The 23474-nt window shown below is 67.3% G+C and carries 22 protein-coding genes; 6 read left to right on the top strand and 16 right to left on the bottom strand.

Annotated features, from left to right (window positions below; all coding sequences use genetic code 11):
• Nucleotides 1–119: 119 nt before the first annotated feature.
• From KIP79_RS31300 to KIP79_RS31285, 4 genes are read right to left on the bottom strand one after another with little or no spacing between them, the layout of a single operon-like run.
• Complete coding sequence (locus tag KIP79_RS31300; RefSeq protein ID WP_214108554.1) at nt 120–1481, bottom strand: DUF4407 domain-containing protein; 1362 nt, start codon at nt 1479–1481, stop codon at nt 120–122.
• A complete protein-coding gene (locus tag KIP79_RS31295; protein WP_214108553.1) occupies nt 1478–3175 on the bottom strand; it encodes a coiled-coil domain-containing protein in 1698 nt (565 codons plus the stop codon). The genes KIP79_RS31300 and KIP79_RS31295 overlap by 4 nt, the downstream gene beginning before the upstream one ends.
• Nucleotides 3172–5163, bottom strand: a complete 1992-nt coding sequence (locus KIP79_RS31290) for a hypothetical protein (protein ID WP_214108552.1) — start codon at nt 5161–5163, stop codon at nt 3172–3174. The genes KIP79_RS31295 and KIP79_RS31290 overlap by 4 nt, the downstream gene beginning before the upstream one ends.
• Nucleotides 5164–5177: 14 nt before the next feature.
• A complete protein-coding gene (locus tag KIP79_RS31285) occupies nt 5178–6185 on the bottom strand; it encodes an AfsR/SARP family transcriptional regulator (protein ID WP_214108551.1) in 1008 nt (335 codons plus the stop codon).
• A gap of 110 nt (nt 6186–6295) precedes the next feature.
• On the opposite strand from KIP79_RS31285, the gene KIP79_RS31280 reads away from it, so the two are divergent.
• Entirely contained in the window at nt 6296–6484 is a 189-nt protein-coding gene (locus tag KIP79_RS31280) for a DUF397 domain-containing protein (RefSeq protein ID WP_250214128.1), read from the top strand.
• Nucleotides 6485–6570: 86 nt separating this feature from the next.
• Here the strand turns inward: KIP79_RS31280 and KIP79_RS31275 are convergent, their stop codons facing one another.
• The gene (locus KIP79_RS31275) at nt 6571–7407 is read right to left on the bottom strand and encodes a DUF5753 domain-containing protein (RefSeq protein ID WP_372453720.1); all 837 of its coding nucleotides are present in this window, start codon (nt 7405–7407) and stop codon (nt 6571–6573) included.
• Between the two features lie 508 nt (nt 7408–7915).
• On the opposite strand from KIP79_RS31275, the gene KIP79_RS31270 reads away from it, so the two are divergent.
• Together KIP79_RS31270 and serC are read left to right on the top strand one after the other, a co-directional pair.
• A complete protein-coding gene (locus KIP79_RS31270) occupies nt 7916–8737 on the top strand; it encodes a helix-turn-helix domain-containing protein (RefSeq protein WP_214108548.1) in 822 nt (273 codons plus the stop codon).
• 313 nt (nt 8738–9050) lie between these two features.
• The gene (gene serC / locus KIP79_RS31265) at nt 9051–10163 is read left to right on the top strand and encodes a phosphoserine transaminase (RefSeq protein ID WP_214108547.1); all 1113 of its coding nucleotides are present in this window, start codon (nt 9051–9053) and stop codon (nt 10161–10163) included.
• On the opposite strand, the gene KIP79_RS31260 is transcribed toward serC, so the two are convergent.
• From KIP79_RS31260 to KIP79_RS31215, 10 genes are all read right to left on the bottom strand, one after another.
• Complete coding sequence (locus KIP79_RS31260; RefSeq protein WP_214108546.1) at nt 10160–10612, bottom strand: BlaI/MecI/CopY family transcriptional regulator; 453 nt, start codon at nt 10610–10612, stop codon at nt 10160–10162. The two genes, serC and KIP79_RS31260, sit on opposite strands and share 4 nt — an antisense overlap.
• A 13-nt stretch (nt 10613–10625) precedes the next feature.
• Nucleotides 10626–11228 carry a rhomboid family intramembrane serine protease gene (locus tag KIP79_RS31255; protein WP_250214127.1) on the bottom strand — a complete coding sequence of 201 codons (603 nt, stop codon included), beginning with the start codon at nt 11226–11228 and terminating at the stop codon, nt 10626–10628.
• Between the two features lie 55 nt (nt 11229–11283).
• Nucleotides 11284–12048 (bottom strand): crotonase/enoyl-CoA hydratase family protein, encoded by a 765-nt coding sequence (locus KIP79_RS31250; protein WP_214108545.1) that lies wholly within the window; start codon nt 12046–12048, stop codon nt 11284–11286.
• An 8-nt stretch (nt 12049–12056) separates the two neighbouring features.
• Entirely contained in the window at nt 12057–12830 is a 774-nt protein-coding gene (locus tag KIP79_RS31245; protein ID WP_214108544.1) for an SDR family NAD(P)-dependent oxidoreductase, read from the bottom strand.
• A 33-nt stretch (nt 12831–12863) separates the two neighbouring features.
• The gene (locus KIP79_RS31240; RefSeq protein WP_214108543.1) at nt 12864–13208 is read right to left on the bottom strand and encodes an STAS domain-containing protein; all 345 of its coding nucleotides are present in this window, start codon (nt 13206–13208) and stop codon (nt 12864–12866) included.
• Nucleotides 13209–13244: 36 nt separating this feature from the next.
• Nucleotides 13245–14003 (bottom strand): energy-coupling factor ABC transporter ATP-binding protein, encoded by a 759-nt coding sequence (locus KIP79_RS31235; RefSeq protein WP_214108542.1) that lies wholly within the window; start codon nt 14001–14003, stop codon nt 13245–13247.
• Nucleotides 14004–14058: 55 nt separating this feature from the next.
• Entirely contained in the window at nt 14059–14847 is a 789-nt protein-coding gene (cbiQ, locus tag KIP79_RS31230; protein WP_214108541.1) for a cobalt ECF transporter T component CbiQ, read from the bottom strand.
• A 38-nt stretch (nt 14848–14885) separates the two neighbouring features.
• Nucleotides 14886–15905 (bottom strand): energy-coupling factor ABC transporter permease, encoded by a 1020-nt coding sequence (locus KIP79_RS49735; RefSeq protein WP_214108540.1) that lies wholly within the window; start codon nt 15903–15905, stop codon nt 14886–14888.
• Between the two features lie 167 nt (nt 15906–16072).
• Nucleotides 16073–17872 (bottom strand): glycosyltransferase family 2 protein, encoded by a 1800-nt coding sequence (locus KIP79_RS31220; protein WP_214108539.1) that lies wholly within the window; start codon nt 17870–17872, stop codon nt 16073–16075.
• A 98-nt stretch (nt 17873–17970) separates the two neighbouring features.
• Nucleotides 17971–20019, bottom strand: a complete 2049-nt coding sequence (locus KIP79_RS31215; protein ID WP_214108538.1) for a WD40 repeat domain-containing serine/threonine protein kinase — start codon at nt 20017–20019, stop codon at nt 17971–17973.
• Between the two features lie 249 nt (nt 20020–20268).
• Between KIP79_RS31215 and KIP79_RS31210 the strand changes: the two genes are divergently transcribed.
• Together KIP79_RS31210 and KIP79_RS31205 are read left to right on the top strand one after the other, a co-directional pair.
• Nucleotides 20269–21543 carry an esterase-like activity of phytase family protein gene (locus KIP79_RS31210; RefSeq protein ID WP_214108537.1) on the top strand — a complete coding sequence of 425 codons (1275 nt, stop codon included), beginning with the start codon at nt 20269–20271 and terminating at the stop codon, nt 21541–21543.
• 68 nt (nt 21544–21611) lie between these two features.
• Entirely contained in the window at nt 21612–21974 is a 363-nt protein-coding gene (locus KIP79_RS31205) for a YciI family protein (protein ID WP_214108536.1), read from the top strand.
• A 49-nt stretch (nt 21975–22023) separates the two neighbouring features.
• On the opposite strand, the gene KIP79_RS31200 is transcribed toward KIP79_RS31205, so the two are convergent.
• Nucleotides 22024–22362, bottom strand: a complete 339-nt coding sequence (locus KIP79_RS31200; protein WP_214108535.1) for a cupin domain-containing protein — start codon at nt 22360–22362, stop codon at nt 22024–22026.
• 23 nt (nt 22363–22385) lie between these two features.
• On the opposite strand from KIP79_RS31200, the gene KIP79_RS31195 reads away from it, so the two are divergent.
• Entirely contained in the window at nt 22386–23000 is a 615-nt protein-coding gene (locus KIP79_RS31195; RefSeq protein WP_214108534.1) for a TetR/AcrR family transcriptional regulator, read from the top strand.
• The last annotated feature ends 474 nt before the right edge of the window (nt 23001–23474 follow it).

The raw sequence follows: 23474 nt of genomic DNA, 5'->3' as shown, positions 1-23474 counted from the left end.
TGATATTTCCCTTTAAGAGCTTATTGTCGGTTTATTCCGCCCGGATGTTCACGGCTGATCACCCAGGACGGGGAAGGGAGCCTGCTGCCCTGGGACGCGACTCAACCGCCGAATCGGGCTCATTCAGCAAAGGTCGATTGGCGGGCGCTGCGGGCTCGCTTGGCCTGCTCGATCAAGGCGTCGATCCGCTCCCGCAGGTCAGCCTCACGCCTGGCGGTCCGCAATCGCGTGTCGAAGTCGCTCTCCTCCATCGCATGTCGGATTCGCGCCTCCTCCTGATGCAGCCGCACGTCGCCATCGCCAGTACGCAGTCGTTCGTTCAGCCGGAGGTCGTTGTCGTGCAGCCGCTCCTTGCTCTCCAATTGGGCTGCGATCCTGCGGTCGTACGCACTGGGTGCACTCATCAGCTTGGTGAGCACGGGGTAGCAGTCGATAACAATGAGTAGTCCAGCGAGCAGCAGATGCGCCCACCAGACTGCCCAACTCCTGGAGGCCAGCGAACTGAGCGCCTCGAACCGCTCAAGGATCCCCGGCGTGGCGGCGTGCTTGTCTCTCTCTTCCGCCATTTTGGCCTCGATCTGCCGGGTGACCTCCCGCTCGTAGTTCACGGTGCTGACCCCAAGTGAGGTGGTCAACGTCGTGATCTTCCTGTTCAGGTCGTTGAGTTGTCCCTCTTTCTCTGCCACGCCATGGTCGGAGCGGAACGTCTTCACCTGCTCCTTGCGCATCGCGCAACGCCATCCAGGGCCGGCCAGGCCGCTGGTGTGTGCCGTCTTGAACCCACCGCATTCCTCGGCCACGGCCGCATTCAACTTGTCGAGTTTCTTGTTCAGCGGCTTCAACACGTCCTGCAGTTGTGTGCGCTGACCCTTGTACCGATCAAGCTCGGTGGAGTCCGGTGCACTGATGCTGAGCTTGTACGCAGCGCAGTCCGCACCCGCCGTCGGCTTCGGATAGCAGTTGCCATATCCCTTGCCCACGTTTTCCACAGCCGCCTGGTTGTCCGCCTTGATCTGTTCGACGACCGCCGATTCAAAGATCTTGAGCGTTACCGGCTCCGAAATCAGAATGCCGATCAGCAGCGAAATCAGCAGTCGAGGCACCAGCACCCAGAAACGACCGCGTCCGATCACTCCGTGTGAACTGGAGATCAGCCAGCTGTCGAAGACTCCGATCACGATGGCCCAGAATGCCGCACCTGCGATACTCATCGGCAGCGACGCTCGCAGGAACTCATGGAGGACGATCCACATCGACAGCCCGGCGATTAGTGCGGTGCACAGCACGATCGCACCCGTACGGGTGAATTTCGGGCGATCCTCCGGCACCCAGTCCAGCACATTCTCTTGGACGCCGATCAGAGCACGGAGCAAGCGGCTCGGGCCTGATCTCCGCCTTAGCGGGACAGGTGGCGGCTCACCCTGCCCGCCGCCGTCATGTTGGCTTGTGTCACGGACCATCGACTCGGTCATCTCGGTCATCCGATCTCCTCCTCCGGCAAACCGGTGTGGGGAGGCGGAAGCGTGCTGTCCTCGACCACCTCCGCAGTGGCGATCTCGGGCACCTCCTCTTGCACGATCTCGCCCGGCGGAGAAGCGTTCGTGATGTCCTGGACGACGCTGAGGATGACATCCGCCATGCCTGTGTGATCGACATGACCGCGCTCGATCAAGGTCTGCGCGATCTGTGCCTTCAGCTTCCGGCTCTCGGCCTCACGCCGTTCTGCTCGCTCCTGCTCGCGTGCCTTCTGTTCGCGCTCCCAGGCCTTCTGCTCCTTCTCATCTCTCCACCTGTACTCGTCGCGCTTGGAAGCGAGTTCCTGCGCCCGCAGCTCCCTCTCATGGGCGAGGCGCGCCTGCTCCTGTTCCCACTGCCGGTCCTGGTCTCGGCGGCTGGCCTCAATCTGCTGCTGGGCGAGGGCTATGTCGTGTTCGAGGCGGAGCTTTTCATTCTTCCGCGTCCAGGCACGGTCTTCCCGAGTGGCTTCCCAGTTCCTGGAGTCGGACTCCCGCTCGATGTCGAGTCGCACCCGGTCGCGTTCCAGGTCGTTACTACGTTCGGCAGCCGACGCGTCGATCTCCTGCTGTCGCCGTTCCAACTCGTGTTGGTGACGGCGCTCGTCGAGTTCGTATTCCCATTCGCGTTCGATTCGAAGGTTGACTCTGTCTTCCCGAGCTTGCTCCGCACGCAGTTCATCGTCGCGTCGCCGCCTGGCATCCTCGTCAAGGCGGCGAATCAGCTCAGTCGAGTTCAACTCGCCGCTCGCCACAGCGTAGGAGATCACCGCGTACGGATCATCAGCGGTCTCCTGGCCAAACATCTTGGCCTGACGGAGTTTGGCGGCGAGCGCGCGCTGGCTCTGTTCGTGATCGAACTCGTATTCTTCACGCTGGTGATCGCGGATCATCCGCGATTCACGGGCTTTCCGCTCCAATCGCTCACGCTCGGTCTCCCCCTCTTCACGGGAAAGTTCGCGGGTGAACCGGTGCTCGTCGAGCTTGTCATCCCTCTCGTACGAGCGTTGCTTGGTCTGAAGCTCCCGCTCCAGGTCGATCTCATGCTGCCTGCGTTTGTGTTCGCGAAGTCGCTCCTCCAGCTTGCGCTGCTCGTCGAGAACCCCTGCGGGAGTAAGCACCTCAACGCTCGACAGCTCAACCTGCATGCCGAGCAGCACCATCGGTGACGCATGCGTATAGACGCTGAGTTCGAGTTGGGCATCTTCTTGCACGATGTGCACTGACTCGATCGGGTGCTGGAGACCAAGCTGATAGAGCTTGTGATAGCCCTTCAAGTACGTCAGGAGGGCATCGGTCAAATCCCGGTGGCCGACCTTCGCCACAACGATCTCGTCGTTGACAGTGCAGGCGAAGGTGACGCGCAGTGTGAACTCGTCCAGGCCACTCGACTGCAGTGGGAGCTGTACGGGGAGCAGCTTGTCGCGTGTCATGTCCACCACGCAGTAGCTGGTGGCGTTGACCGTGGCTGCGGCGCGCCGATCGAGACGCTTGTGTTTGCTACTGGTGTAGTTGACCCCGTCGGTGAGGACAACGGCCTCGTGGGCGAGCGGACTGGGAATCTCATCGGCTGCCCGTACTCGCGCGCCCAACCCGAAGGCCCAGCGCTTGCCGGCCGACCCGAGGGCGGCCTGCGTGATGATCGGATATGACGTACTCATCGGAGCTCCCTTTTGAAGGTCGATGTGATGCGAGAGACAAACCGCGGCGTGTCCTCTGGGGCCCGGGACATTGCGTATCTGACGAACTCGACTGCGAACGGACGGCGCTCGTGCACGGGCAGCGCCGCTCTGAGCGCGGTGATGGCCGCGCCCGGCAGGTCCTCATCGCCGTCGTCGATCTCAGCGAGAATGTCGAAAATGGCGGCGAAAACCGCCCTGCGTCTGGGGCGATTGACCACGCTCAGCGCCCACAGCTCGCCGAAAATCGGAGCGTCGGCCGACTGCGCGCGCAGATGTTCCGCCGACACCGACCGCTCCTCCAGTTGCACTCCAAGCACGTTCACAGCGATGTCGATGGTGTGTCCGAGCCTGGCCATATCGGTCTGCCGGAGCCAACGCATCCGCGAAATGAGGTCCTTGAGGACCACCTTGTTGTCGCCGGTGCCGGCAGTAGTGAGCGTGACGTACAGCAGAACGATCGCCGCGGCGCCGTTCTCCGCGGTCTCGGACCGTTCGGACAGCGGCCAGAGATGCCGTAGCGCGTCAGCCGGGTAGAGCACACCGACCGCATGAGAGAACGCGAATGCTGCCGCGCATCGGCGCAGCACCTTCTCGCTCCGCGACCACCTGATCGCGGTCCTGTGTGCCAGTGGCGCGACTGTGTCGTCGAAACACATGTAGGACAGCACGTTCGCCGCGGCCGTCCAGGCCCGCAGACCGTACTCTCCAGCGGACCATGGCTGCAGAAACTCTTCCCGCACACTGTCGAAGTCGTGTGCGGCGAGTAGCGCCAGGCCGTAGGTGACCAGGTCGCGCACTTCGGGATCAGGGGTGCGGATGATCTCGTTGAGCCAGCCGAACAGCGGCCGCCAGAACTTCTCGGGGTAGCGACCGCACAACTCGGCGATCACATGGACTCGGAAGCTCGGGGATTTGAACTCCACGCAACGTCTGGTCTGGCCGGGGATGGCCTCCGGAGAAGTGGCGGCGCGTTTGACGACTGTGATCAGCGACCGCTCATCCCGTTTCCTGGTCTGGGACAGCGCCTTCGGCTGTAACGGTCCCTCAGCCTCAGTCGGCGGAGGGATGATCGCAGCGGCCAAGCGCTCGAACCAGGGTTCGAATTTGTTCTCCGGTAAGCCGTTGAGGAAGGCGAGAGCCGCCACTTCAAGCAGTTCATGGGGCGTAGGTTCGGAGTCGAACCAGGCCACGACCTTCCGCCGGTTGGCCAGATCGAGCCCGCCGAGTGAGGTTTGGGGGTCCATGCCGTCCGCCAGATTGCGCGCGAACAGGACAAGATCCGCCAGGCTGTGCTCCTCCAGAACTTCCCTGTCGACCTCCACCTCTCGCACGTCGTACGCGCACAGGATGCTTTCCAGGGTGGGACGCTCCCAATGAAATTGCGCCACGAGCGCTGAAATCGGCCGCTCACTCGTGATGATGAGATGGGTGCCTTCTTCTCCCTGGATCTTCTCGGCCAGCGCGAGAATGGCGACGTCTACGCCGTCGGAATCCGCGTCGGCGCCTGACCAGCCCAGAACGAGGTACGCGGCGCCGCTTCGGTAGTCGCGCTTGGCAAGATCCTCAAGAGTCTGGTCGTGGCGCAGCATGATCAGAGCACGGTCATCGCCGAGTTCGCGCGTCAAGTTGAGTGCGCCTGTCTGCTTGCCCGAGCCACGTGGGCCGTACAGGACGATGACCCGGTCGCTGCGGAGGGCCTTCAGCGCGAAGGCGTAGCTCTCTGGGCGTGCGTATTTGTCGCAGGCATCCCTGATCACACCCGGCGGCACCTGCCCTTCCAGCCGGTGCGCACCGGATCCCGAAACCGCGTTGGCAATGCCGAAGGCCGCGACCCCATCGACATGAACCGGGCCGTTGAAGGTCGTGAACGCACTCTGGTTGAACCGCATCGCCTTGGCTGCGGCCGCAGGTGCCAGTTCCTCAGGTTCCGCCGTGGCCGATTCCGGCCGTTGCTCGTCTCCATTCATGGCACTCACCTCGCTCAGGTACGGAACGTGTTCGAGATGCCGAACACCGATCCAGGCGCGATGACCTTCTTGTTGAACTCGATGTGGACCTCCGACCCTGTGGTCTTCGGCCGCTCACGCCGTACCTGCTCGTCGGGGCCGTCCTTGGCCTTCGCGGACCCTGGCGCGTCGGCGTCCACCGGCTCCTCAGCCGGAGGGTCGAGTTCGGGATCGTGGTTGAGCATGCGCTGGTACAGATCATCGAGACGTCGCAGGTTGTCGGTGGCAAGCGTCTCCTGCAAGCGGCGACGTAGCTCGCGGTAGACCCGCTGGGCGTCGCCCTGACGACCCGCCCGGTGCAGCGTGGTCATCAGCAGCTCGGCGATCATCTCGTCACCGGGATGCCGGATGTGCTCGCCGGTCAAGTCGCCGATCAGTTCGTGATGCTGTCCCAACCGGAGGCGTGCCTTGGCCATGTTCAAGGTGGCCAGTCTGCGGGTCTCGTTCATTTGGTGGCGTAGCCCGTCGATCCGGCGCCCCTCGAGGTCGGCCATAAGGTCGCCGTTCGCCAGTTCCAGCGCACGGCGCAGCAGTTTCACGGCCTGGTGATCGTCCTTGCCGAGGAGTTGCTGAGCCTGTTGCGTATCCCTCCGGAAAACGTGGACGTCCACGCGGTCGGCGGGTACCTCCAGCTGGTAGAGCGATCCATCGCGCCTGAGGTCGAAGCCGAGGTTCTCCAGTCGCTTCCGGGTCTTGGAAACCACCTTGTAGAACTCGGCGCGCGCTCCCTCGGGCTGCGGCTCTTCCCAGAGCCACGCCATCAACTCCTCCCTCCGCACCTGTTTCGAGCCCGCCAGGGCCAGCGCGCCGACCAACGCCCGCACCTTGGGTTCACCGAGGTCCACCGGAAGGCCATCCGAGGTCACCTCGGTCGGGCCATACAGACGGAAGCGCACGTCCGGCTGGGGAAGTACGGGAAGGTTGTTCTCAGTCATTACTCGTTCCTCCGTTTTCGGGTCGTCGCAGTTCCTGTCGCGCAGCACCCTGTTCCGCCCCCCGTAGCGCTCCCACCTCTGCCGCCGAGCCTGCTGTGACACGCGGCGAAAGCCTCAAGACCAGGGAGATGAGCGCGATGAGCGGTAGCCAGCGGCCGATGCCGGCTTTCACGAAGAGCACGTACTCGGGTGCGGACAACAACAACTGCGTAGAGGTGGCCTTCGTGCTCGACGAGATCCTCGTGCGGGACTCGAAGGACCGCCGAGGGCCGGTGCTGCGGTTCACCCGGAGTGAGTGGGAGGCCTTCCTGGCGGGAACCAGGGCGGGTGAATTCGACCTGAGGTGACTCCTGAGAAAGAAGCAGGGCGCCGTGGCCCCCTCGGTCACGGCGCCCTGTCCATGTTGGTCTGAACATTGGGACATGAGCGTCTCTCAGGCGCGGACGAGCGTGGTCATGAAGGCGAGCGACTGCTCTGGATTCAGCGATCTCACCGTCGCGTGCTCGAATGCCCGCAGGTACCGCTGAACGTCGTCACTCTGGTCGGTGAACTGTTCTCGATCCAGCAACTCCTGCTGCGCTACTGGCGGATCACCGTTCGCGAAGCCGAAGATGTGGAAGCTGGAGCCCATCGCCAGGTCCGGGCCCGTGTCCAGCGTGCGGACCCGTATCTCGACGTTGGGGCGGCCCGCGGCTTCGATGAGCCACTCGATCTGCTCCCGCATCACCGACGTGTCTCCCACCGGTCGCCGCAACGCGGCCTCGTCGATGACGGCCGCAAGGTGCAGTGGCTGGTGTTCGCGGGTCAGGACGGCCCGGCGGGCCGCGCGCACCTCAACGCGCTGCGCTATCGCCTCCAGAGGCTGGTCGCTGAGCGTGGTCATGAGTTCCCAGGCGTACCTGTCGGTCTGGAGAAGCCCCGGGACGAGGCTGGGCTGATGCGTGCGCAGCCAGGTCGCCCCGTCCTCCAGGACAAGCAAGGACTCGAAGGACTCCCCGACGAGATCGGAGTACTTGGCCCACCAATGATCGGTACGCGACACGAGATCCAGCAGAGGCTGGTCGGCAACGCCGTACAAGCGGAGCAGGTTTCTGGCTTCGACCATGCGAATGACCGCCTGGCCCTTCTCCACCCGGTGGAGCCGTTCCGGTGACCAGCCAAGGGTTTCGCCGGCGTCGTCAGCGGCCACGGAAGCGGTGACGCGGTGCCTCCGGAGGATGTCGCCGATCGTTCTGCGTCGTTCATGGCGACTTTCAGGACTCTGCCCCATCGCGGCCCTTCATCCATGAGTGTCCGGGTAGGCCCCTAGGACTTGCTTGATGAGATTTGCAGTATGAACCTTTCAAAGAGAGATTTGCAACTTGCGAGGGGATTTGGGCATGACTGGTCTAGGAGGAAGGGTCGTTCCCAGGCTGGTCGGCACCGGAATCCTGACGGCGGCACCAGTTACGGCTCACCCGATACACCCATCTGACCAGGGCCGGAAGGACACAGGCCAGGGCCGAGAGCAGGCAGATGACAGCCCCTTCGGGCCACCCAAGAGCCATGCAAAGCGCTGCGGCCAGCGTCAACACGCGCTCTGCGCTTCTGCCGGAATCGCCCGTAGTGGGGCGTTGCGGGACAGACATGTGCTTTCCTTCACCTAGGGAGGATCTTGCAAGAGATAGGATGGATCCGACGGAATGAAAATTGCAGAATGTATGATCCAGAATCCGACACAGTGAACGACGAAGGTCATGGAAGCGGGATGCACGATGGCAAGAGGTAGGAGTCCCGTGATGCAGCGACGTCGGCTCGCCGCCGAGCTACACCGGCTCCGCACCAACGCGCGACGGACCCTCGAGGAGGTCGCCGAGCATCTCGAGTGCTCGCCAGCCAAGATCAGCCGTATCGAGAACAACCAAGTGGCAGTCCGCATCCAGGACGCCCGAGACTTGCTGGATCTTTACGGCGTCGAAGGGCCGCACCGCGAGGAACTGCTTCAGGTGGTGCGCGAGGCGCGCAAGAAGGGCTGGTGGTCCAGATACTCCGACCTCATGGAGGAGGGAACCGAGACCATACTCAGCTTGGAAGATGAGGCGGCCTCCATCCTCATCTACGAGAACAGCCTCGTGAACGCATTGCTGCAGACCCCCGACTACGCGCGCGCGTGCCTGCTGTCCCGAACCGACGCGAAGCTGGACGTGATACAGCGGCAGGTGGAATTGCGCATGACCCGGCAGCGGATCCTCACCGATCCGGACGGGCCAGCGCTTACCGTCGTCCTGGACGAGGCGGCGCTGCGCCGGTCCGTCGGCGACCCGACGGTCATGCGCGAGCAGTTCAGAAGGCTTCTCACCGATGCCGATCGGCAGAACACCACAGTGCTGGTGCTGCCCTTCAGCGCCGGACCGCACCAGGCGATGGGTTTTCCGTTCTGCATTTTCGGGTTCAACGGCGAGGATCCGAGGATCGTCTATGTGGAGATGCTCGAAAGAGGGCACCTGATCGAGAGCGCGAAGGATGTCGGCCGGTACACCGCAGCGTTCGAACAGGTCCAGGCACGCGCCTTGAACGCCACTGAATCCGTGCATTTCATTGAGAAGCTGATGGACAGTTAGTGGCACTGTGGTTGTCATACATCCTCCCGTCAGGCAACCCCATGAGATGACTCTTCTCCTGATGACGGGGGGGTCGGCGGGGTGCCGCAGTTGGAGGTGAGCGGACATCCGCACATCCGGCCGCGTGCCGTTACCCTCGCTGCCGATCACGCGCCCCCACACCAGAGTGTGGATTTGCTCACCTTCGCTGAACAAAAACCCGGCCGACGGAGGTCACTAACACCCCAATAAGCAGCAAAGATCCCGGTCCGTACACATCTCATGATGCGGACCGGGGTCTGGATCAGGGGGGCCGCTCAGTACGCTTGGGCGAGTGGCTGACATCGTGATACCCGCTGACCTCAAGCCCGCCGACGGCCGCTTCGGCTGCGGGCCCTCCAAGGTACGTCCCGAGCAGATCGCCGCCCTGGCCGGGCCGGGCGCGAGCCTGATGGGCACCTCGCACCGCCAGCAGCCCGTGAAGAACCTGGTGGCCCGGGTGCGTTCCGGCCTGACCGACCTGTTCTCCCTCCCCGAGGGGTACCAGGTCGTGCTCGGCAACGGCGGAACCACCGCGTTCTGGGACATCGCCGCACACGGCCTGATCCGGGAGAAGTCGCAGCACCTGCACTTCGGCGAGTTCTCGTCCAAGTTCGGCGCGGTCGCCAAGAAGGCGCCCTGGCTGGCCGACCCCTCGGTCATCGCCACCGACCCGGGCGACCACCCGCTGCCGGTCGAGGAGGCCGGCGTGGACGTCTACGCCCTCACCCACAACGAGACCTCCACCGGCGTGGCCATGCCCATCCGCCGGGTCGGCTCCGGTGACTCCCTGGTGCTGGTGGACGCCACCAGCGGCGCGGGCGGCCTGCCTGTGCGGGCCGAGGACTTCGACGTGTACTACTTCGCGCCGCAGAAGAGCTTCGCCTCCGACGGCGGGCTCTGGGTGGCGCTGTTCTCCCCGGCCGCGCTGGCCCGGGTCGAGGAGATCGCCGGCTCCGGGCGGTACATTCCCGAGTTCTTCAGCCTGCCGATCGCGATCGACAACTCCTCGAAGGACCAGACGTACAACACCCCGGCGGTGGCGACGCTCTTCCTGCTGGCCGAGCAGATCGACTGGATGAACGACAACGGCGGCCTGGCCTGGACCACCTCGCGCACCGCCGACTCCTCCACCCGGCTCTACACCTGGGCGGAGAAGACCGGGTACACCACGCCGTTCGTGACCGACCCGGCCAAGCGCTCGCAGGTGGTGGGCACGATCGACTTCGACGACACGGTGGACGCCTCGGCGGTGGCCAAGGTGCTGCGCGCCAACGGCATCGTGGACACCGAGCCGTACCGGAAGCTCGGCCGCAACCAGCTGCGGATCGCGATGTTCCCGGCCATCGACCCGGCCGACATCGAGGCGCTGACCGGCTGCGTCGACTACGTGGTCGAGCGGCTCTAGCCTTCCCGGTTCTCGCCGGTTTCCTTGCCGGTTTCCTTGTCGCCCGGGCTGGGTGGGGGCACCCAGCCGGGTGGCTGCCCGGCCGGGCCTCGCCCGGCGCGGCGGGCGAGTTCGTCCAGCAGGCGCAGGGCGTCGTCCAGGTCGACGCTCTGCGCGAACCGGCTGAGCACCGGTGAGCGGTCCTCGCTCTCGGCCAGCGCCCCGAGCATGCGCTCGGTCAGGTGCTCGGCGCGGGAGCGGGCCGCGCCGTACCGGAACGCCTTGCGTTCCGGGGCCCGGCTGAGCAGGCCTTTACGAACCAGGCGCTCGGCCACGGTCTGGATCGTGGTGTACGCCAGGGGCTTCGTCGCGCCCTCGTTGAGCTTCTCCTGGATTTCACGGATAAGCAGGGACTTCTTGGCGTCCCACACCGCGTCCATGATCGCACGTTCCAGGGGCCCCAAATTCACAGGAATGATTCTGTCAGTTCTCTCGTCTGCGGCGCAGCAGCCAGGCGGCCAGCACTCCGCCGATGAGCCCGAACAGGTGGCCCTGCCAGGAGATTCCGGCCTGTCCGGGAAGCACCCCGAAAATTATCGAGTAGTACATCCCGGCCACCACCACGCCGAGGACGATGTCCAGCATCCGGCGATCGAAAAGCCCTCGCGCCACTACATAACCGAAATATCCGAATACGAGGCCGCTGGCGCCGATGGTCACCGTGTTCGGGGGCGCGATCAGCCACACCCCGATCCCGCTCACCAGCACGATGATCAGGCTCGCGCCGAAGAACTTGCCCAGCCCCCGGATGGCCGCCAGGAATCCCAGGATCAGCAGCGGCAGCGAGTTGGCGATCAGATGCCCGAAGCCCGCGTGCAGGAACGGCGCCGCCAGGATGCCGACCAGGCCGTCCGGATCCCGGGCCACGATGCCGTACCTGTCGAGACTGCCCCCGCCGACGTAGTCGATCACCTCCAGCAGCCACATGCCACCGACCAGGAAGACCATGACCAGGGCACTGCCGAGCGCCCCGGCCAGCAGACTGGCCGTACGCTCCCTGGCGGTAGGGGGAAGTCCTTCGCTCATGCCTTTACGGTACGCACTCCCGGCCACGAACGCGGACTTCCCCCAGGAGACCCGACTATTCGCCCTTCCAGTTCGGGGCGCGCTTCTCGGCGAAGGCCGCCGCGCCCTCCATCGCGTCCTTGGAGCCGAAGACCGGGTCGGAGATCTCGCCCTGCTTGGCGAACATCTCCTCCCGGGACCAGTCCACGGACTCGACGATGATCTTCTTGGTGGCGGCCAGGGCCAGCGGGGCGTTGGCCGCGATGTTCTTGGCCAGTTCCACCGCCTCCGCCAGCGCGCCCTCGGCCGGGGTGACCCGGTTGACCAGGCCCAGCTCGTACAGACGGGCCGCCGGGTAGTGATCCCCGGTCAGCGCCATCTCCATGGCCACGTGGTACGGAATGCGCCGGGGCAGCCGCAGCACGCCCCCGCCCACCGCGACCAGGCCGCGCTTGGGCTCGGGCAGGCCGAACTTGGCCTCCTCCGAGGCGATCACCAGGTCACACGCCAGGGCCAGCTCGAAGCCGCCCGCCAGCGCGTACCCCTCGACCGCCGCGATCAGCGGCTTCTTCGGCGGCGACTCGACCAGGCCGCCGAAGCCCCGGCCCTCCAGGATCGGGAGATCCCCGGTCAGGAAGGCCTTCAGGTCCATCCCGGCGCAGAACGTGCCGCCCGCACCGGTAAGCACGATGACGGACACGTCGGCCCGCCCGTCCAGCTCCTCCATCGCCGCCGCGATGCCGCGGGCCACCGCCCCGTTCACCGCGTTTCTGGCCTTGGGCCGGTTTATGGTGATGACGGCGACCCCGCCGTCGCTTTCTACCAGGACCTCGTCGGACATCGGGGACCTCACTTCGGCTGGAATCGGATGCCGCCGTCGAAGCGGATGACTTCGCCGTTCATGTAGTCGTTCTCGATCAGCGTCCGGACCAGGTGCCCGAACTCCGAGGCCCGGCCCATGCGCTTGGGGAACGGCACGGGCGCGGCCAGCTGCGCCTTGAAGGCGTCCGCCTCCGGGCCGGAGCCGTAGATCGGGGTGTCGATGATGCCGGGGCAGATGGTCAGCACCCGGACCCCGATCACCGACAGGTCCCGCGCCGCGGGAAGGGTCATGCCGATGATGCCGCCCTTGGAGGCCGAGTAGGCGACCTGACCGGTCTGCCCCTCGATACCCGCCACCGAGGCCGTGTTGATCACGACACCGCGCGCCTTGTCCTCGCCCACCGGCTCGGTCCGCGCCATGGCCGACGCGCCGATCCGCATCAGGTTGAAGGTCCCGATCAGGTTGACGTCGATCACTTTCCGGAAGGCGCCCAGGTCGTGCGGGGAACCGTCCCGTCCGACCGTACGGGAGGCCCACCCGATCCCGGCGCTGTTGATCACCGCGCGGAGCGGCCGCCCGGTGGCCACCGCCGCGTCCACCGCGGCCTGCACCGAACCCTCGTCCGCCACGTCGGTGCGGACGAAGACCCCGCCGAGCTCACCGGCGAGCGCCTTGCCGCGCTCCTCGTTGAGGTCGGCGATGACCACGGTCGCGCCGATACCGGCCAGTTCACGCGCGGTCGCCTCACCGAGACCGCTGGCGCCGCCGGAGATGATTGCTGCTGCATCCTTCAGGTCCATAGCCGGACCCTAACTTGCCAACCGAATGAAGTTCTACTCGGGGTGCCCCAAAATGGCCGTGTCGACGTCCGGGTACACCTTGATCCGCCGGTCCAGCCCCGTGGTACGGAGAATCCGGGCCACCGGGGCCTGCGGCGCGGCCAGCGTCACCCCGCCGCCCTCGCCGGTGGCCAGCCGCCAGGCCTCGATGAGCACGCTCAGGCCGCTGGAATCCATGAACGACAGTGCGGTGAGATCCAGCACCAGGGTGGCGCCGTCCTGTTTGATCGCGTCGCGGACCTCGTCGCGCAGGAAGGGGGCGGTGAACAGGTCGAGCTCGCCCTCGACGGCGACCACGACGGCACCGGAGAGTGACCTCCGCGCGAGCCGCAGCTTCATGGTGGACCTCCTCGCGAGGCCCACTTTACTTCCGCATCACCGTGCGTGAGGTGCTTGATCCGGGACGCCTTGCGGAACCGCGAACCCGTAGGGCAGTTCCAGGCGGTGTGCGGCGAGCAGCGTGGGGTTGCCCAGCAGGTCCGGGGTCGGGCCGTCGGCGGCGATCGTGCCCCCGGAGAGGATGAGCGAACGCTCGCAGAGCTCCAGCGCGTAGGGGAGATCGTGGGTCACCATCAGGATCGTCACGTCCAGTGAGCGCAGGATCTCGGCCAGCTCGCGGCGGGAGGCGGGGTCGAGGTTGGAGGAGGGCTCGTCCAGGACCAGGATCTCCGGGTCCATGGCCAGCACGGTGGCCACCGCGACCCTTCTGCGCTGGCCGAAGGACAGGTGGTGCGGCGGCCGGTCGATCACCTCCAGCATGCCCACCCTGGCCAGGGCCTCGGTGACCCGGCGCTCCAGCTCGGCCCCCCGGATGCCCAGATTGGCGGGGCCGAACGCGACATCCTCCCGCACGGTGGGCAGGAAGAGCTGGTCGTCGGGATCCTGGAAGACCAGGCCGACCCGGCGCCGGATCTCCTGAAGATTGCCCTTCTCCACGGGCAGCCCCGCCACCCGGACCGAACCGTGGCCGGCGGTGAGAATGCCGTTCAGATGCATGACCAGCGTCGTCTTCCCGGCCCCGTTGGGACCGAGCAGAGCCACCCGCTCACCACGCGAAATCGACAGATTCACCCCGAAGAGCGCCTGCGTCCCATCCGGATAGGCATAGGCCAGATCACGAACCTCCAGCGTCATCTCCGCCCTCGCCCTCGCCTGACCTTCATCTCGGCCCCCGCTTCGGCCGCGGTCGTCATGTCAGCCCCAGCCCTGGCAGATGGGCGAGCAGGGTGGTCAGCACGGCGACGGCCGCCGCGGCCAGCGGCAGCGCCCCGGCGGTGAGCCATTGCCGCACCCCTGCCGACATATCCGAAATAACCGGCATGGTGCCGGTGTAGCCCCGGCTCAGCATGGCCAGGTGCACCCGCTCTCCCCGCTCGTACGACCGGATGAACAGCGCCCCGGCCGACTTGGCCAGAATCGGCGCCTGGCGCAGATCCCTGGCCCGGAACCCACGCGACTCCCGGGCCACCCGCATGCGCCGGGTCTCGTCCATGATGACGTCCAGATACCTGACCATGAACATGGCGATCTGCACCAGCAACTGCGGCACCCGGAGCCGCTGGGCGCCCAGAATCATCGCCCGGGGCTCGGTGGTGGCCGCCAGCAGGATCGAGGCCACCACCCCAAGGGTCGCCTTGGCCAGGATGTTCCAGCTCGCCCAGAGCCCCTCCCGGCTCAGCTCCAGCCCCAGGACCTCGACCCGCTCCCCCAGCCCGATAACCGGAATGGCGAAGACGAACAGCAGGAACGGCAATTCGACGACCATCCGCCGGATCACGAACCCGGGCGGCACCCGTGCCACCACCGCCACCCCGGCCAGCAGCACCGCATACGCCCCGAAGGCCCAGAACCGCTCCCGCGGGGTGGCCACCACGACGATCGCGAAGGCCACCACCGCCAGCAGCTTGCACTGCGGAGGCAGCCGGTGCACGGGCGTGTCCCCCGGCCGGTAGAGCTGATGGTGATGCCCCGCGCCCACCTCAGCGCCCCCTGCCGATTTCAGTGCTCAAGCCCATGTCAGGCGACGGCCTTCGCCCTGCGCCGCCGAGCGAGATAGGCCACGCCGACCCCGACGGCCAGCGTGATCAGCACGCCGATCACGCCCGCCACCCCGACCGGGATGCCGCCCACGTCGCCGTAGTCGGCCAGCGCGAACCCGCCGAACTGGTGCTCCCCGGCCTGGCCGAGGAAGCCCTTGTCCTCGGCCACCCGCTCCAGACCGTCGGGGTCGCCGGAGGCGAAGAAGCTGACCACTCCGGCCAGCAGCAGCGTCACGACCCCGGCGCCCACCAGGAAGGGCCGGAACGGGCGCCCCTCCGGGGCCGGCTGCGACACGGGCTGGGGGGCCACCTCGCGCTCCCCGTCGGCGGTGCGGAGCACCAGCGGCTTGGCCAGGCCACGCGCGCCGTACACCAGGTCGGGCCGGACGGCCAGCACGCTGCTCACGGTGACGGCGGTGATCAGACCCTCGCCGATGCCGATCAGCACGTGTACGCCGCCCATCGCCGCGGCCACCGCGCCCGCGTCGATCGGCGCGGTGCCGCCCACCGCGAACAGCGCGGCGAAGGTCAGCGCCGAGGCCGGCACGGACACCAGGGCGGCCACGAACGAGCCCGCCACCACCGCCGCCCGGTTCCCCGGCGCGGCCCGGACGATCAGCCGGAACACCCCCCAGGCCACGGCCGCCGTGACGATGCCCATCAGGGTGATGTTGACGCCCAGCGCGGTCAGCCCGCCGTCGGCGAAGAAGAAGCCCTGCACGAGCAGCACCACCGCCATACAGAGCACGGCCGTGTAGGGCCCGACCAATATGGCGGCCAGCGCGCCGCCGAGCAGGTGACCGCTGGTGCCGGCGGCCACCGGGAAGTTGAGCATCTGGACGGCGAAGATGAATGCCGCCACCAGGCCGGCCATCGGCGCGGCGCGGTCGTCCAGCTCCTGGCGGGCGTTGCGCAGCGCGACGCCGACACCGGCGGCGGCGACCACGCCCGCCGCCACGGACACAGACGCGGTGAAGAACCCATCAGGCACGTGCACGGCAGTGACCTCCGTGTTTTGCGAACTCTTGCCACAACATTAGAGCAGTTGCGAATTATTCGCATTAAGCGAAGCACCGGATGGAGCGAATGTTTGTTCGAACTTCACCTGCAGGCTACCACATCATTCGAGCACACGTTCCCATGTTCGGAGCGTGACCGGTCGGGTCACCGCCGCCACTGCCGCAACCACCGCCTCGCCAGCCCCAGCACGCTGGTCCGCCGCACCGCCGCACTCAGCCGGTGCCCCACCGCCGTCGCGTACGGCCGGGCCGTCCACCGGACCGGGCCGCTCCACCAGATCCGGGTGCGCTCCAGCGCCTTGGGCTCGGTCACCTTGACCGGAAATCGCGCGGTCGGCCCACCCATGTCCAGCTCCAGGTAGGCGTCCCAGATCCCCCGCCCCAGCGGACGGGTCTCGGCCACGAACGCCCGGGACCCGGTGGCCAGGGCGTTCTCCAGCCGCTCCTGCCCGGTCCGCCGCTCCCGCCAGACCAGCCGCCGCACCGCGGAGGCCCCCGGCCGGCCCCCCACGGTGACCAGCCCCTCGACGCGTAACCGCCGCTCCACCCACTCGCTGTGGGTCAACCGCACAGAGGCCGGCACCCGCATCACATGCCCGCCCACGTCCAGGCTGAGATTCCCGTACGGCCGGGTCAGGTACGGCAGCGCCACCACCCCGCCGGTGAACCGCGGCACCGGGCTGACGCCACGCCGCTCCCGGTCGGGCCCCAAACGCCCGATCCGGCGGATGCCCTCGCACTCCACCGCCACGAAGACGTCCCAGACCCCGGTGGCCAGCCCGGCGACCGCCACCGACGCGCTGAACAGGTCGGCCACCTGGGTGACCGGGACGGTCAGCTCCGTACGCCGGGAACGCTCCCGCAGCAGCAGGCCGACCGCGCCGTCGAACCCCGCCAGCGCGACGGTTCCGGAGATCAGCAACCGGTCGTCCTGCCACTCCAGGCCGGTCAGCCGGCGGCGCAGCGGGGCGGTCTGCACCCGCGCCAGCCGTACCAGGCGGTCGGGGTCGGTCAGCGAGGCCAGGCGGGCGCGGTCGGTGGCGCTCAGCCGGGTCCGCACGCCCTCGGTGAGCCACTCGGCGCAGAGGTCGGCCACCTCGATGGCGATCTTCTCCCGGGTGGACTCGTCGGCGCCGAGGAACGGCTCGCCCAGCTGGGCCAGGATGTCGTAGGTGAAGTGGCGGAGCAGCAGGTGGTCGCGGAGCGCCCCTGGCGGCACGTGCTCGGCCACCCGGCGGATCGGCTGGCGCACCATGCGCAGCCAGGAGAGCGGCTCCCGGCTGCCCGGCTCCTGCATCAGGCTGGTGCCGTCCTCCCTGGCCACCAGGTGGTAGCAGTCGTAGTCGGCGACCACCGAGATCACGTCCGCGTGGCAGTAGGCGTGCGCGGTGAACTCCATGTCCTCGCCGATCCGGAGCGTCTCGTCGAACCGGATGCGGTGCCGGTCCAGCAACGACCTGCGGAAGAGCTTGAAGCAGTTGAGGCTGTTGTAGACGGTGCTGCCGAGCAGGGTGATCCGGTCGGCGTTGGCCCGGAACATCGAGATGGGAACCTTGCGGCCGTGACCGGCCACCTTGCCGACCACGATGTCGGCACGGGTGCGGTCGGCGGCGGCCACCAGCTTCTCCAGGGCCTGCGGGCCGAGGTAGTCGTCGGCGTCGCAGAAGTACACGTACCGGCCGCGGGCCCGCGACAACGCCCGGTTGCGGCCGCTGGCCGGGGTGCCGGTGTGGGCCTGGTAGATGACGGTGAGGTTGGGGTGGTACCGGGCGTACAGGTCCAGCAGGGATCGGCTGTCGTCGGTGGAACCGTCGTCCACCACGATGATCTCCTTGCTGACCCGCTGGACCAGCAGCGAGGTCAGGCACCGGTCGAGGTACGCACGGCAGTTGAACGCCGGGACGAGCACGCTGACGTCAACAGGGTGATCACTTTCCGCATCCATTGCGTTTCATTATGTGACCGAGCGTGGTCCGCCAGCGGCTTCTTGACGATTTCCCCGTGCCTGGATGGCACCTTCGTTTCCGAGGTACGTCCCCGGGGTCACGCGACGGGCGGCGGCAACGGCGGCGTCAGGTCCCAGATCCGGATGGTCTCGTCCTTGCTGCCCGTGACGGCCACCGGCCTGCCGTCCAGGGTGCCGAGGGTGACCGTCCAGACGCAGTCGTCGTGGCCGGTCAGCGGGGGGCCCAGCTGGCGGCGCGAGTTGAGGTCCCAGATTCTGGCGGTGTTGTCCTCGCTGCCGGTCAGCGCCACGGGCGTGCCGCCGATCTCGCCGAGGGCCACCGACCAGACCCAGGCGGTGTGGCCGGTCAGCGGGCTGCCGAGCTCCTTGTGCGTGGTCAGGTCCCACACCCGCGCGGTCTTGTCCTCGCCGCCGGTCAGCGCGATGGGCGTGCCGTTCAGCGCGCCGAGGGCGACCGAGCGCACCCATCCGGTGTGGCCGGTCATGTTGGCGCCCAGCTGCTGCCGCGCGTTCAGGTCCCAGACTCGTACGGTTGCGTCGTCGCTCGCGCTGACCGCGATCGGCGTGCCGTCCAGGCTGCCCAGCGCGACCCCCCAGACCGTGCCCCGGTGACCGGTCAGCGGCTGCCCGATCGGCTCGCGGGTGCGGAGGTTCCAGATCCGGAGCGCCTTGTCCACCCCGGCGGTCACCACGATCGGCTCGCCGCCCAGCTCGCCGGTGGCCAGCGCCTTGATACCGCCCGGATTGCCCGGGATGGCCGCACCGACCCGTTCCCGGGTGCGGAGGTTCCAGACCAGCGCGGTGCCGTCGTCGCTGCCGGTCACGGCCACCTGCTCGCCGTCCAGCTCGGTGATGGCGACGGCCCTGACCCACCCGGTGTGGCCGGTGAGCGCCGGGCCCAGCTGCTTACCGGTGTTCAGATCGACGACCCGGGCGGTGTTGTCGTCGGACCCGCTGACCGAGATCGGCTCGTCGCCGAGCCGCCCCAGCGCGATGGCCCGCACGTCGTTCTTGTGCACGGCGACCGGTTTGCCGACCGGCGCGCCGAACGCCGCGCCCGTACGCTCCGAGCTCGGCGAACCTGGTGATGCCTCCAGGGTGGTGCTGCTTCTGGCCGGACCGGTGTTGTCCTGGCCGTCCGGCCAGAACTGGACGACAGCCACCACGGCCACGGCCACCGCCAGCGCGACTGCGATCAACGCGGGTGCCCGAACGCCTCTTCTGCGCGTCTGGGTGGTCACCGGCTCGGGAGCCGGCAGGGTGAGCGGGCCCGAAACCACCTCCGTGCCGGCCGGTTCAGCCGGGTTCTTCGCGACGTTCGGAGTGGTATTCGGGGCGGAATCGCCGGTCAGCGTGGCCACGATGGCGGCGAAGGTGGGACGGCGCTCCGGGTCCTTGGCCAGGCAGGCGGCGATGAGCGGCCGCAGGCCCTCCGGAAGGCCGGTCAGGTTCGGCTCGCCGTACAGGATGCCGTGGATCAGGACCGGGACGGTGTCGCCGGGGAAGGCCGGGTGGCCGGTGGCGGCGAAGACGATGGTGGCGGCCCAGCTGAACACGTCGGCGGCCGGGCCGACCTGTCCGGAGGAGATCTGCTCCGGGGCCATGTAGCCGGGCGTGCCCATCGTGCCGGACTGGGTGACGACCGTGTGGTCCAGCGCCCGGGAGATCCCGAAGTCGATGACCACCGGACCCTCGGGGCCCATGATGACGTTGCTCGGCTTGAAGTCGCGGTGCACCACCCCGGCCCGGTGGATGGCCGCCAGCGCGGTGGCCGTGGCGACCGCCAGCCGCTCCAGGCCCCCGCCCGTCCGGGGCCCGTCCTGCTGGACCACCTTGGTCAGTGACAGGCCGGGCACGTACTCGCTGACGATGTACGGCCGGTTGTCGTGCAGGCCCACGTCGAGCACCCGGGCCGTACAGAACGGGGCGACCCTGCGGGCCAGCTCCACCTCGCGGAAGAAACGCCGCCGGGCGTCGGGGTCGCCGGAGAACATGGCGTGCAGAATCTTGACGGCGACCTCGGCGCCCGCCGGGGACTGTGCCCGGTAAACCTCGCCCTGCCCGCCCTGTCCGATTCGGGTGATCAGCCGGTAGTCGCCCACCTGCTGGGATTCGGCGCGCGACATCGGTCACCTCTTGGAAAGCCCGTTCATTCGGCGACTTCATGATAGGAGATCCAAGCCCGCCAATGGTCTGTGCAATATTCCGCAAAAACCTCTGATTAACCTTCCGGCAAGCTCGCGTTATGACGGAATTCGCATTTCGTACAATTTCCATATCATTGGTGTTCAGCGGCGATCGACGCGGTTGTCGTCGGTGGTCACTAGGTTCAGGGCGCTGTTCCGAAAGCTCCTGCACGAGCGAAAGGCCGCCTGATGCTCCGTCCCGCCCTCGCCGCCCTGGCCCTCGCCGCCGCCTCCCTGGTCAGCCCCGGTACGGCGCACGCCGCCACCGGTTCACCGGTGGTCGTGAAAGACGTCACCATTCCGCCGGTGCCGCTGGCCGAACTCCAGAGTTCCATCCAGAACGACCGCGGCATCCTGCTGGGCGGCCTCGGCAGCGGCCTGTTCCCGGCCGAGCGGCGCGGCGAGTTCTGGATGGTCACCGACAGGGGGCCCAACGGCCAGCCGACGGTCAACGGCCAGAAGCGGCGCACCTTCCCGATCCCCGAGTTCGCCCCGGCCATCGTGAAGGTGTCCACCCGGTTCGGTGTGGAGATCAAGAAGTACATCCCGCTGGTCGGCCAGTCCGGCAAGCCGGTGACCGGGATGTCCAACCAGGCGGGGCACGACGAGGTTCCGTACACCTGGGACGGGCTGACCCAGCTGCCGTACAACCCGAGCGGGGTCGACACCGAGGACATCGTCCAGGCCTCGAACGGGGACTTCTGGCTGGTCGAGGAGTACAGTCCGTCGCTGCTGCGGGTCTCCTCCCGCGGCCGGGTGCTGGCCAGGTACGTCCCCGCCGGGCTGAACCTGACAGGAGCCGACTACCCCGTCCACCACACGCTGCCCGCGATCCTGGCCAAGCGCCCGCAGAACCGGGGCTTCGAAGGACTGGCCATCAACGGTCACACGCTCTACCTGGCCGTGCAGAGCCCGCTGCAGAACCCGGACAAGGCCACCGGCGACAAGTCGCGAATCGCCAGAATCCTCACCTTCGACCTGCGGCGCGGCAAGGTGACCGGTGAGTACGCCTACCAGTTCGAGGACGTCACCACCTTCGACCCGAAGGTCAACGGCGACCAGAGCCAGATGAAGATCTCGGGGCTGGCGCACGTGGGCGGGCAGCGGCTGCTGGTGGACGAGCGCACCGACAACGTGGCCCGGATCTACCAGATCGACCTGGCCAAGGCGAAGAACCTGCTCGGCGGGGTGTACGACGACGCGGCCACCAGCCCGTCCCTGGAGGCCCTCACCGATCTTTCCGCGGTTCGGCCCGCTCCCAAGAAGCTGATCGTCGACCTGTCGGTGGTGGTCCCGACGCTGCCCGGGAAGGTGGAGGGTGTCGCGCTGCTCGACCCGCGCACCCTCGTCGTCGCCAACGACAACGACTTCGGCCTCGGCGACTTCGGCCCCGACGGCCGGCTGATCGACTCCGGCGTGAAGAGCCGTATCGTCACCATCCGCCTCCCGAAGCCGCTGCACTGATTTCCGGCGGCGTGTAGAGAGTAGGGTCCCGGCTCCGACAACCCTGTGAACCACGGAAGGAGCCAACGATGAAGTACCTGCTGATGATCCACGTGAACCCGGCCGCCCTGGACGCGCTCTCCGAGGAGGACCGCCAGGCGATCTTCGCCGAGCACGACAAGTTCACCGCCCTGACCAAGGAATCCGGCGAACTGGTGGGCTTCGCCGCCCTCGCCGACCCGGCGGCCACCACCACGGTCCGCGTCCGGGACAACGTCCCGGCCATCACCGACGGCCCGTACGTGGAGGCCAAGGAGTTCCTGGCGGGTTACTACGTGATCGACGTCGAGGACCTGAACCGCGCCACCGAACTGGCGGCGATGATCCCCGACGCCCGCTTCACCGCCATCGAGGTCCGGCCGGTCATGGAGTCCGGCGGAGCCGAGATGTAACCCTCCCGGGCAGGTCCACTCCCAGTGGACCTGCCCGACTTCGGCGGACTCAGGACTGAGGACCCAGGTGGTCACCCGCCGACTGTGAGCCGGGCTCCTTGAGTTCGATGAAAAGCGAATGGGTCTCGGTGTGGCCGATGTTCTCACCCGCGTGTTCCTGCGCGCCCACCCACCGCACCTGACCGGCCGGGAGTTCCACCTCCACCTGCCTGCCCTCGGCGGTCAACCGGCGGCGGAACGAGCTGAGCGTGTACATCACCGTGTCGGGGTGCCGGTGGGGGTGGGTGCGATCACCCGGGCGGTCACGGTACTCAAGCACCCGCACCCGATCGTTCTCGAAGACCACCTTGTAGAGATCGGGGTCGGTAACCGCCGGATCGTAGCTCATGGGACGACGGTACCATCATGGGCATGGCCGTACCATATGAGCAGACCGGACGCCGACAGCAGAAGTCCCGCACCAGAAACGCTCTGCTCACCGCCGCCCGGGCCCTCCTCGCCGAAGGCGCCGACCCCACCGTCGAAGAGGTCGCCGAAGCCGCCGGCATCTCCCGCACCACGGCCTACCGCTACTTCCCCAACCAACGCGCCCTCCTCCACGCCGCTCACCCCGAAATCGACCTGACCTCCCTCCTCCCGCCTGACCCACCCAGCGACGTACGCGCCCGCCTTGACCTGGTCATGCGCGCCTTCACCCGCCTGACCCTGGAATGGGAGCCCCAGCTCCGCCTGGCCCTCCGCATGTCCCTGGACCCCTCCCCCGCCGACCCCGAACTCCGCCAGGGCCGAGCCATCACCTGGATCGAAGACGCCCTGACCCCTCTCCACCCTCAGATCGACACCCGCCGCCTGGCCATCGCCATCCGCTCCGCCACCGGCATCGAATCCCTGATCTGGCTCACCGACATCGCCGGTCTCACCCGCGAAGAGGCCACCGAACTGATGTGCTCCACCGCCCAGTCGCTACTGGAAGCCGCCCTGCGCTCGGCAGGCGAGACCGAACCAGTCGGCCGGGAGGCAAGATAATCGAGTGAATTCCAGCGGCGAGGACCGGTTCAAAGATCCGCTCACTCGGGTGTACGCGTTCATCGATCACGTACTGGTCCGCTGTCCCACCTGCGATGCCTGCGCGGTCGTCCTGAAGGACACCTCCGCCCCCGAACCCCGAACCGGAACTCCGCGCACCCGTCGGCGACTCCGATGCGGAGCCTGCGGCCTGTCCAAGGACGAACTCACTCCCATGTCCCTGATCGGCGCGCCGGTCGACCCCTTCTACCGACTTCCCTTATGGCTGCAAGCCAATTTCCGTGGCCACATTCTCTGGGCGTACAACGTCCAGCACCTCGACCTACTGGAGTCCTACGTCGCAGCACGCCTGAGAGAACGAGGCCCTAACCCGGGCCCGATGAGCATGCTCGACCGACTCCCATCCTGGCTGAAGTCAGCCAAAAACCGCGACGAGATCCTCCGCACCATTACCCGCCTACGCGCAACACTCCC

The organism is Acrocarpospora catenulata (assembly GCF_018476525.1).
Classification (GTDB): Bacteria; Actinomycetota; Actinomycetes; order Streptosporangiales; family Streptosporangiaceae; genus Acrocarpospora; species Acrocarpospora catenulata.
The sequence above is the reverse complement of the archived record's forward strand: the minus strand, read 5'-3'. Positions and strand labels throughout refer to the sequence as shown.